Raw genomic sequence first — 10,279 nt, forward strand, 5'->3', positions numbered from 1 at the left:
CTTTGCGATCTCGAGCTTCTCAGCCGAGGTGTCCACGGCGACAACCGTTGTCGCCGAGGCGAGCGCCTTGAGAACCTGGATGGCCATCTGCCCGAGACCGCCAGCCCCGATGACGACTGCAGTGGAACCCGGCCCCAGCAGATGCACAGATCGCTTTACAGCGTGATAACTGGTGAGACCGGCGTCGGACAGCGGGGCCGCCTCCCGAGGATCCAGATCACCCAACGGAATCAGATAGCGGGTTGCCGGGACGAGGACGTACTCGGCCATCCCGCCGTCCGTGCCGCCGAGGCCACCGGGACTGGGTTTACCGGCGCTCTGGCAGTAATTCTCCAGCCCCTGACGGCAGTTCATGCACAGCCCGCAACCCCACGGGCCGTAGACGATGACGGGATCACCTGGCGCGAAACCTGTTGCGCCCGGCCCCATCTTCTCCACCCAGCCGGCGTTCTCGTGCCCGAGGGTGAACGGCAGCGTGAAAGCCTGCGTCCCAGCGGGTGCTTCCAAGATATGCAGATCGGAGTGGCAGGCACCGGCGCCGCCGACCTTGACCAAGACCTCCCCCGGCCGCGGTTCTGGGACCGGCACGTCTCGAAGTTGCCCCGGCTGCTGCCATTCGACGAACCGAAATGCCTTGATGGTGTTAGTCCTCGATCCGGTCGAACTCGACCTCGAGATGCAGCGGACCACGGAACACCTGGTTGACCCGGTACGGCGGCGGGTCGACGACCAGCCGCGGGTTCTCGACACGCCGCAGGAACGTCTCGAGCGCGATGTTGACCTCGAGGCGTGCCAGTGGACCACCGACGCAGCTGTGCACTCCGCGGCCCCAACCCACGTGTTGGTTGTCCGGGCGCTGGATATCGAACTTCTCGGGGTCGGGGAATCGCTCGGGATCTCGGTTGGCAGCGCCATACAGCAGATGCACCGCCGATCCGGCCGGGATCACGGTCCCGCCGACCTCGATGTCGGCGGTAACGCTGCGGCTGGGGAAGAACTGCACGGCCGACTGCAGCCGCAGGACCTCTTCGATCGCCTTGGGGATCAGTTCCGGTTTCTCGCGGAGCAGGTCGATCGACTCCGGATTGCGCAGCAGCGTCAGCACGCAGTGCGCGATGGTGTTCACCGTCGAATCGTGCCCGGCGATCAGCAGCAGCATCGCGTTGGCGGCAGCTTCCTTGGGGGTCATCGGCCCGTCCGGACCGTCCTTGTCGTTGACAAGCTTGGACAGCACGCTGTCCTGTGGTTCCGTCAGGAACCCTTCAATCAGGTCATTCATGTAAGCGGTGAGGGCGGCGGTACTTTCCTTGCCCTTCGCCAGCCGGGCCTGACCTTCGTCCGTCTTGGCGTCCGGCCCCATGTCCGCTCCCGCCATGAAATCGAAGATCCAGCCGTGGAAGGTGGGTTCGTCCTTCAGGGGAACGCCAAGGATCTGGCAGATGACCGCTACCGGTACCGGATACGCATAGTCGTCGACGACGTCGAAGGTGTTGCCGCCCTTCGCCTTGATCGCGTCCAGCGAGTCGTCGCACAGTGCCTGGATATCAACTGCCATGTTGGGGATGACGTCCGGAGAGTGCGGCGGCGCGAAGTGCCGCATCACCTGTCGGCGCTGCTTGTCGTGCCTGGCCGGGTCGGAAACGATCAGGCTCGGCTCCCGTCCGTACGCCTGCATGTGCTCGGCGCCGACGTCGGGCGCATCGGCCGCCGGCCGGGCCGATATCGGACTCTTCGAGATGTCCGAGCTGACGTGCGGGTCGTGTGCGAGCTGCAGGAGTTCGCGGTAACCGGTGACGACGTAGACCTTGTCGGCCACCTGCACAACGGGTGTCTTGCGGAGTTCGTCGAAGAACCGGTAGGGGTCGTGGCGGTTCTCATACCTCATCGCCTCGGTCCATGCGGTCTCTGCGGTTGTCATTGCGGCTCCTTCCTGGTCTGCGGGCTAGCGACTCTTGGGGCGAAACTCGGCGCCCCGCGACGTCGGATCGTGGCCGGTGAGCACGACGTCGGGAATCCCTGTCGGAGCGCGCGGATCCCCGAAGCGCGCAGACATCGGCTCCGCATTCGCCGGTACGTCGTACCCCGGCGGCGGGGGCGGGAATGGCGCCGACTGCTCGATGAGCCTGGCGTAGTACTCGAGCCACTTGCCGTGGTTGAAGGTGATGGCTCCAACGATGCGGCCGTTCTTGCCGAACGCGGCCGCAAACCGGAGATCCTCGACCGAGCCCTGGGTGAACACGATCTCGTCACCGAACGAGCACACGCCGCAGCCCTTGATGTTGACGCCGAACTGGCCCGACCAGAACTGCGGCAACGGCAGATGCGGTCGGCGTGCCCTCTCGAGGTTGACCATGTTGTGGGCCGCAGTCTGGGCACCGAGCACCGCGGCGTCCACGTGCTCGATCGCCATGAACTGGTACTCGTAGAGCACATGCGGGGCCCGCGCGATGTCGCCCGCGACGAAGATGTTGTCAGTCACAACGCCATTGATGTCGAACGCCCGACATCCGGCATCGCACGCCACGCCCCAGAATCCGCTGGCGAGTTCGGCGCCTTCGAGCCATTCGACGTTGCGGACGGATCCCAGCGACGCCACCACCACATCCACGTCGAGCAGGGTGCCGTCCGAGAGTTGAGCCTGTCGCACGTGCCCGTCGTCGTCGCCCTTGAGCGCTTCCACGGCCACTCCGGTGCGCAGGTCGACTCCGGCATCGCGGTGCATCTTGGCGGCGATATCGCCGATCACCCCGCCCAGCGCGCCGACCAACGGCGCACTCGATCGCTCGGCAACCGTCACGTCCAGTCCGAGATCACGGCACACGGACGCCATCTCCGAGCCGATGAACCCGGCTCCCACGATCAGCACCCGCTTCGGGCGGGCCTTCAAGCCCGCCTGCAACTCGGCCGCATCGTCGCTGGTTCGCAGCGTGAAAAGGCCCTTCAGCTTGGCCTCCTCGGGATTGAACCACGCGCGGGACCGGACGCCGGTGGCGATCAGCAACCTGTCATACGGCACCTTGTCGCCATCGGCGAGCAACACTTCGTGGTTGTCGCGGTCCAGGCCGGTGGCCGCCACGCCGAGGCGCCAGTCGGCGTCGATCGCTCGCATCCGTGGCAGCTTGGTGTTACCCGCAGGCACCCATCCCTTGAGGACCTGCTTGGACAGCGGCGGCCGGTCATACGGCTCGTGCACCTCGTCGCCGATGATGGTCAGCGAGCCGGTGAAGCCCTCGTCGCGCAACGCCTCGGCAGCACGCAGCCCGGCCAGGGAGGCCCCGACAATGACGATCCGACCTTGCGCCTTGAATGTCTGGACCAGATCGTCGACCAGCGACTGCGTACTCACTTCGTCGTCCGGTCCGCCGGTGGGTCCATCTCGGCGATGATCGCCTGCACCGGACACGACGCGACCGCCCGCGCAACCTGCTGACGTTGCGAGTCATCGGGATTGGGGTCGTATGCGAGCGCCTCCTCGCCCTGCAGTTGAAGAACCTCCGGCGCGAGCGGAACGCATTGCGCGTACCCGAGGCACCGATTCAGATCCACGACGATTCGCATGCTTCTCGGCTCCTTCTCAACCGACGCTGAGGGCTGGTCAGCGCTGCTCCCGTGACGTCGCGAGAGGGGGCCGACAGTACCGCTTACGCAGTTGTAAATTGCGCTTTTGGGTGTTGGCGTCAGCGGTTACATCGGAGCGTTCGCGGGCTGGAACGCCCCAGACCCGTCGGCGTCTTCTTCGGCGCGGATGACATGCACGACGGCGTTGATCAGCGCCAGGTGGGTGAATGCCTGCGGGAAGTTGCCGAGATGTCGTCCGGTGCGTGGCTCGATCTCCTCGGCGTAGAGGTGCAGGGGGCTGGCGAAGGACAGCAGCCGTTCGCACAGGTGCTTGGCGCGGTGGATCTCACCGATCTCGACCAGTGCCGACACCAGCCAGAATGAGCAGATCGTGAAGGTGCCTTCCTCGCCGGTCAGCCCGTCGTCGGTCTCCTCCACGCGGTAGCGCAGCACCAGCCCCTGCTCGGTGAGCTCGTCGGCGATGGCCAGCACGGTGGCGCGGATCCGCGGGTCGTCGGGTGGCAGGAACCGGGTCAGCACCGCGAGTAACAGCGAGGCGTCGAGGGCGTCGTTGCCGTAGCGCTGGGTGAGTACGCCGCGGGAATCGACGCCGTTGGCCAGGATGTCGGCCTTGATCTCCTCGGCGATAGCGCGCCATGCCTTGGTGTCTTTCGTCCAGCCGTGCAACTCAGCGAGCTTGGCCCCACGGTCCAGCGCCACCCAACACATGATCTTGCTCGACGTGAAGTGCTGCGGTTCACCGCGCACCTCCCAGATGCCACGATCAGGCTCGCGCCAATGCTTGATCGCCTCCTCGACCTGTTGTCTGAGTACCTGCCACAACGCCTCGGGAATCTGCTCGCGGGACCGGGCGTGCAGATACACCGAATCCAACATCGAACCCCAGACATCGTGCTGCCGCTGGCCGAAGGCACCGTTGCCGATCCGTACCGGACGGGCGTTGTCGTAGCCGGACAGGTGATGCAGTTCCTCCTCGACCAGACTGCGCTCGCCCGCGACGCCGTACATTACCTGAAGTTCATGGCGCTCTTCGGTGTTCGCGCCGGACACGTCGACGATGAAGGAGAAGAAATCGTCGGCCTCGCGATCGAGGCCCAATGTGTACAGACCCCAGAGCGCAAATGTCGAATCGCGGATCCATGAGTAGCGATAGTCCCAATTGCGCTCGCCCTGAGGAGTTTCCGGTAGGGATGTGGTGCTGGCAGCCAGGAGGGCCCCGGTGGGCGAATAGGTCAGCCCCTTCAGCGTCAACGCGCTGCGCTGCAAGTACGATCGCCACGGGTGATCCGGGAAGTTACCGATGTTGATCCATTGCCGCCAGCATTCGCTCGTCGTCCACATCTTGTCCACGGCCTCGTCATACGTCTGGGGCGCGGGATGTTTCGAGAAGCTCAGCGCGACAAAGACGTTGTCGCCTTCCTTCAGCCTGGTGCGGGCCCGAGCCTGGCGGCCCTCGAGCCCGATGCGCAGGTTGGACGTCAGCCGCAGTGTCGGGTGCGCATCGGGGTCATGGTTGGCCCGCGCGACGGCTTCCCCGTATCCACTGGCCGAGTATTCCCAACTCGCGCTGGCCCGGTGGTAGTCGAACGACGGTTCGCAGTCCATCACCAGTTCGATGGTGCCGCTCACGCAGCGCACTGTACGCAGTATCGTGTGTTCGGCGTCCCAGTCCATTGGTACGCGGCGGTGCGTACCCGACCGCGTCTCGACATCGCGCCACGGGCCCATCACCATCGTGTCGCGGACGATCATCCAGCCCGTGTGCGTCTGCCAGGTGGTCTCCAGGATCAGGCTGCCCGGCAGGTACCGCCTGCCGGAAGGGACAGAGACGCCGTAGGGGCTGAGCCTGAAGTGTCCGGCGCCGCGATCCAGGATGGCTCCGAAGACGCTGGGCGAGTCGGGCCGTGGCACGCACAGCCACTCCACCGATCCACTCGGCGAGATCAGGCAGGTGTTCTCACAATCAGACAGGAAGGCGTAGTCAGCGATCGGCGGAAAAGGATTCCGCAAGCTGCCGGGTACGTCTGGCACCGGAGCGGTTGCATCGAACTGCCCGCCGGAGCCGTTCTTGTCGGCCGCCGTCGTCTGCTGCAGGACCATCTGGCCATCATTGACCGTCGATGCCGCCGGCGTACGCGTTTACCCGCTACCCGAGCCTTCTGAACACGACCATCCTCAGGCCTTGACCTCGTTGAGCTTGCCGGTGGCGACGTCGAAGACGAAACCCCTTAGCGACTCGTGTTTGGCGACGAACGGGCTCGCCTCGATGCGGCGGATCGACTGCCGAACGTCCTCGTCGAGATCCTGAAAGGCCTCGGCCGCCCATTCCGGCTTGATGCCGATCTCGTCCTGGATCTGTTGCTTGAACCCGTCGTCGGTGAAGGTCAGCATGCCGCAGTCGGTGTGATGAATGAGGATGATTTCTTTGGTGCCGAGCAGCCGCTGGCTGATGGCCAGTGAGCGGATCTCGTCGTCGGTGACCACCCCGCCCGCGTTCCGGATGACGTGTGCCTCGCCGTCGTTCAGGCCGAGGATCCGGTAGACGTCGAGTCGGGCATCCATGCACGCCACCACGGCAACGTGCTTGCTCGGCGGTAGCGGCAGCGGGCCGGAGAAGCTCTTCGCGTACTCCTCGTTGTTCTTCAGGTAGTCGTCGGTCACCGACATTGCGACCTCCTTGCTCGATGGCAAACCACACGACGATAACAACACGGCCTCGGAGTCCCACGAGTCAAAATCAGCGCGATTACTTGGGCGCGGTCAGGTCGTAGACGGTGCTGCCGCCGACATCGCCGGCCGTGAAGTTCTGCTTCACCCAGTCCGTGATCTCGCTCGCGGCGCCCGACTCACGGTGGCCGGGCGGGCCGAAGTGTTCACCCTCGATGAAGTACCGGACCTCGTGATTAGCCACGTAATCCTGGAACTGTGCCAACGTCGGTGAGTTATCGCTTCCGGTGAACCCACCGATCGCCATGATCGACGCGCCGCTCTTGAGCTCCAGGCTGCTCGCACCCATGGAGCCGATAGTCGCTGCGGCCCAACGGTTGTCAAGTCCTCCGACCAACTCGGCCAGCGCGGCGTTGTCTGCCGTCCGACCTCCCGGCCCACCCGGTCGGCCGGGTCCGCCCGGTCCCCCACCTCCTGGAGGACCGAACGCGTCACCCTTGCTCGGACCGGACGTCGAGATCGGTCCGTTGTGCGCGGTCGCAACGGTCTCGACGGCGTAGGCCGCGGGTGCCGCCACGGCGAACACGATCGCCCCCGCCGCCAACACCGCGACCGCGCGACCTTTCCGCTGCGCGCCCGCGGCGAGCATGAGCGCCACCACCACCGATCCGACGAGCACGACCCATCGCAGTGCGGGCAACCAGTCCGGCGTGCGGTCAAGCAGGGCGAACGCCCACACCCCGGTGAACGCCGACATCGCCGCTAACACGAGACGCGACCACAGCCTGTCCCTGATCTGCCACAGCTCACGCACCGATAATCCGACCAGCGCCGCGACCGCCGGGGCAAGGGCCACGGTGTAGTACGGGTGGATGGTGCCGTCCATGAAGCTGAACACTGCGGCGGTGACCAGCAGCCATCCACCCCACAGCAGCAGGCTGGCGCGCAGCTTGTCCGTCCGGCCGGCCTTGCGGGTCAACCACAGCGCGGCAATAAATCCGATCAGAGCGGCAGGCAGCAGCCAGGAGACTTCGGTACCCATCGACTGCCCGAACATCCTGCCGATGCCTGGCGCGCCGCCGAAGAAGATGTTGCCCGCCCCGCCGAAGCCATCGTGTTCGCCAGGACCGCCACCGGGTTGGCCGCCGCCGGCGATGCGGTCAATTCCGTTGTAGCCCAACGCGAGCTGCAACAGGCTGTTCGAACTGGAGCCGCCGATGTAGGGCCGCGAGTCGGCCGGCCACAATTCGACGAGGGCGATGTACCAACCCGCCGACACGATCATCGCAGCGGCGCCGACCATCAGCTTCCAGACTCGCTGCCACATTCCGATGGGAGCGGCGACCAGGAACGCCAGCGCCAGGCCCGGAACCACCAGGAATGCCTGCAACATCTTCGTCAGGAAAGCGAAGCCGAGCGCAGAACCTGCCAGCCCCATCCACATGGCGCTGCCGTTCTCGGTCGCTCGCACCACGAAGTACGCGGCAGCGACGATCAACAGAACCAGCAGCGCGTCGGGGTTGTTGAACCGGAACATCAGCGCCGCGACCGGCGTCAGCGCCAGAGCGGCGCCGGCGATCAGGCCGGCGCCCGGTCCGCTGACCCGCCGCACAGCGGCAAAGAGAAAGCCGACCGCGCCGACGCCCATCAGCGCCTGCGGCAACAGCATCGTGAACGCGCTGAAGCCGAACAGCCTGCCGGACAACGCCATTACCCACAACGCCGCAGGCGGCTTGTCGACGGTGATGGCATTGCCTGCGTCGTGCGACCCGAACAGCCAGGCAGTGAGGTCCTGGGTGCCCGCCTGCGCCGCAGCCGCGTAATAGTCGTTGGCCCAGCCCGACGAGCCGAGTCCCCAGAGATACAGCACGGCCGTACCGGCCAGCAGAGCCAGCAGCGCGGGTCTTTCCCAGCGCGGCCTGCCCGGCGGCAGGTCACCGACCGTCACGGCTGCCTGCGTCTCAAAATCGGCAGTGATTGTCATTGATGGGATTCCTTTGCTTACGTGTGTCAGCGGTTTCGGCGCGGGTGGAACACCCAGCCGCGCAGCAGGACGAAGCGGACGGCGGTGGCCAACAAGTTGGCGCCCACCAAGACGGTGGCCTCGACCCATCGACCGGGCTCCGGCACGATGGTGTGCAGCGATGCCAGCGCACCGCTGGTGATGCCGAGCGCGATACCGAAGACGATGAGTCCTTCGACGTGATTGCGCGCGACGTTGCCGCCGTGCGCGATTCCAAATGTGTAGCGGCGGTTGGCCGCGGTATTGCCGATCGCCGTGACCAGGAGGGCAATCAGGTTCGCGGTCTGGGCGCCCAGCCAACCGTGCAGCAACATGAACAGAAGCAGGTAGGCGGCCGTGGAGGCGATCCCGATGCTCGCGAACCGCACCGTCTGGCGCAGCAGCGATCCCGGCGGAGCCGCCCGGCGTGACGAACTCAACTGTGCCGCAACAGTTTGCACGGGTATAGAGCCCGACGCGAAGCCGCGCAGCAGTCGCGCGATGCCCTTGAGGTCGGCGGCCGCGGTCGCCACGATGTCGACCCGGCTGTCCGCGTCGTCCACCCAGTCGACCGGCACTTCGTGGATGCGTAGCCCTGCTCGTTCGGCCAGCACCAGCAGTTCGGTGTCGAAGAACCAGCCGGTGTCGGTGACATGCGGAAGCAGGCGGTGCGCAACGTCGGCGCGGATGGCCTTGAACCCGCACTGGGCGTCGGAGAAGCGCGCCGCCAGCGTCGACTTGAGAATGAAGTTGTAGCAGCGCGAGATGATCTCGCGCTTGGGTCCGCGCACCACTCGCGCTCCCCGGCCCAGCCGGGTCCCGATCGCCAGGTCGGAGTGGCCGGAGATCAACGGTGCCACAAGCGGAGCGAGTGCGGCCAGGTCGGTCGACAGGTCGACGTCCATGTACGCAAGCACCGGGGCGTCCGAGGTCGACCACACCGCGTGCAGCGCACGCCCACGCCCCTTCTGCTCCAGCCGCACGACCCGGACGTCGTCGAGCTCGGCGGCGAGTTCCTCCGCGATGCGGGAGGTGCCGTCGACGCTGGCATTGTCCGCGATCGTGATGCGCGCCGGGAACGGGAACTGGTCACGCAGATGGCGGTGCAAGCGGTACACCGAGTCGGCGAGCGTCGCTTCCTCGTTGTATACCGGAACCACCACATCGAGCACGGGAACCCCCTTCTGGCGGGCCGTCAGCGCCGCGTTCGGTCGCGCTTGGAAGCGGATGTTCGGCGAGCCCGCGTCACGGTCGAGAACGATGTCTGTCATGAGTCCCATGGTCGAGTAGCAGCGTGTGTCGGTCGTTGGGTGAAGCTATGCGCAAGCTATGTCTTCTTCATCGGCTGAGTCAGGTCGTAGATGACGACCTTGTCCACCGTGGTCGGCGTGAATCGCGTCTCGACCCAGTCGGCGATGCCCGCGGCTTCTCGGCTGCCCGATGCCCCGCGGCCGCCCCACTGACCGATCATCATCCGGCCGCGGATGAAGTAGTGGATCTTCTTGTCGGCGACGTACCGCTTGAATTCGTCAAGCGTGGGAGCGGGATCCGTGCCGTTGAATCCGCCGATCGCCATCACCGGGGCACCGCTGCCCAACTGGTAACCCGCGGCGTTGTTCGATCCCATCGCCGCCGCCGCCCACGTGTAGTCGTCGGCGCCCGAGGCGAGCATCGCCGACAGTGCGGGGCTGGGAGTCGGAGCGGTAAGCAGACCGCCCGCACCCAACGGCATCGCACCGGCGCGTGACGGGCCCGCCGATGGGATGGCCCCGCGGTGCGGTGTCGCCGCCGTCGCCAGCGCATACGCGGTCGGGCCCGCAAGAGCCACCGCGATCGCCAGGCCCGCGGCAGTGCGAGCCACGGTCGTGTTCACCCGACCTGACACCAACAGCAGCACCGCCGCACCCAATCCGCCGACGGCGACGGCGGCCGACAGCCACGGCAGCCAGCCCTGCGCCCTTGCCAACAGAACGCACGCCAGTATCGAGGTGACGACGACGGCCCCTGCCAGCGCGGTCGCACACGGCAGCG

General features: G+C 66.1%; 9 protein-coding genes. All 9 read right to left on the bottom strand.

Annotated features, from left to right (window positions below):
* The coding region (locus tag QOJ24_RS04350) for an alcohol dehydrogenase catalytic domain-containing protein (RefSeq protein WP_526259463.1) at positions 1–588 on the bottom strand (588 nt) is incomplete at its 3' end.
* Positions 589–643: 55 nt separating this feature from the next.
* Entirely contained in the window at positions 644–1,918 is a 1,275-nt protein-coding gene (locus QOJ24_RS04355; RefSeq protein ID WP_526259465.1) for a cytochrome P450, read from the bottom strand.
* Between the two features lie 24 nt (positions 1,919–1,942).
* Positions 1,943–3,346 (bottom strand): NAD(P)/FAD-dependent oxidoreductase, encoded by a 1,404-nt coding sequence (locus QOJ24_RS04360; protein ID WP_526259467.1) that lies wholly within the window; start codon positions 3,344–3,346, stop codon positions 1,943–1,945.
* On the bottom strand, positions 3,343–3,558 hold the full coding sequence (locus QOJ24_RS04365; RefSeq protein ID WP_099040758.1) for a ferredoxin: 216 nt from the start codon (positions 3,556–3,558) through the stop codon (positions 3,343–3,345). The genes QOJ24_RS04360 and QOJ24_RS04365 overlap by 4 nt, the downstream gene beginning before the upstream one ends.
* A gap of 126 nt (positions 3,559–3,684) precedes the next feature.
* On the bottom strand, positions 3,685–5,679 hold the full coding sequence (locus QOJ24_RS04370; protein WP_526259469.1) for a glycoside hydrolase family 15 protein: 1,995 nt from the start codon (positions 5,677–5,679) through the stop codon (positions 3,685–3,687).
* Positions 5,680–5,754: 75 nt separating this feature from the next.
* Positions 5,755–6,246 carry a beta-class carbonic anhydrase gene (locus QOJ24_RS04375; protein WP_526259471.1) on the bottom strand — a complete coding sequence of 164 codons (492 nt, stop codon included), beginning with the start codon at positions 6,244–6,246 and terminating at the stop codon, positions 5,755–5,757.
* A 79-nt stretch (positions 6,247–6,325) separates the two neighbouring features.
* Positions 6,326–8,230, bottom strand: a complete 1,905-nt coding sequence (locus QOJ24_RS04380; protein ID WP_526259473.1) for an ArnT family glycosyltransferase — start codon at positions 8,228–8,230, stop codon at positions 6,326–6,328.
* A 26-nt stretch (positions 8,231–8,256) separates the two neighbouring features.
* Positions 8,257–9,528, bottom strand: coding sequence for a bifunctional glycosyltransferase family 2/GtrA family protein (locus QOJ24_RS04385; RefSeq protein WP_526259475.1), 1,272 nt, complete (start codon positions 9,526–9,528; stop codon positions 8,257–8,259).
* A gap of 47 nt (positions 9,529–9,575) precedes the next feature.
* Positions 9,576–10,279: mannosyltransferase YkcB-related protein (locus QOJ24_RS04390; RefSeq protein ID WP_526259476.1), on the bottom strand; the 704-nt coding region annotated here is incomplete at its 5' end.

It is taken from the genome of Mycobacterium sp. (assembly GCF_032159775.1).
Lineage (GTDB): Bacteria > Actinomycetota > Actinomycetes > Mycobacteriales > Mycobacteriaceae > Mycobacterium.

Coding starts and splice junctions, on each gene's coding strand:
- QOJ24_RS04375 (WP_526259471.1), bottom strand. CDS start 6,246: ATGTCGGTGACCGACGACTACCTGAAGAACAACGAGGAGTACGCGAAG.
- QOJ24_RS04370 (WP_526259469.1), bottom strand. CDS start 5,679: ATGGTCCTGCAGCAGACGACGGCGGCCGACAAGAACGGCTCCGGCGGG.
- QOJ24_RS04385 (WP_526259475.1), bottom strand. CDS start 9,528: ATGGGACTCATGACAGACATCGTTCTCGACCGTGACGCGGGCTCGCCG.
- QOJ24_RS04355 (WP_526259465.1), bottom strand. CDS start 1,918: ATGACAACCGCAGAGACCGCATGGACCGAGGCGATGAGGTATGAGAAC.
- QOJ24_RS04365 (WP_099040758.1), bottom strand. CDS start 3,558: ATGCGAATCGTCGTGGATCTGAATCGGTGCCTCGGGTACGCGCAATGC.
- QOJ24_RS04380 (WP_526259473.1), bottom strand. CDS start 8,230: ATGACAATCACTGCCGATTTTGAGACGCAGGCAGCCGTGACGGTCGGT.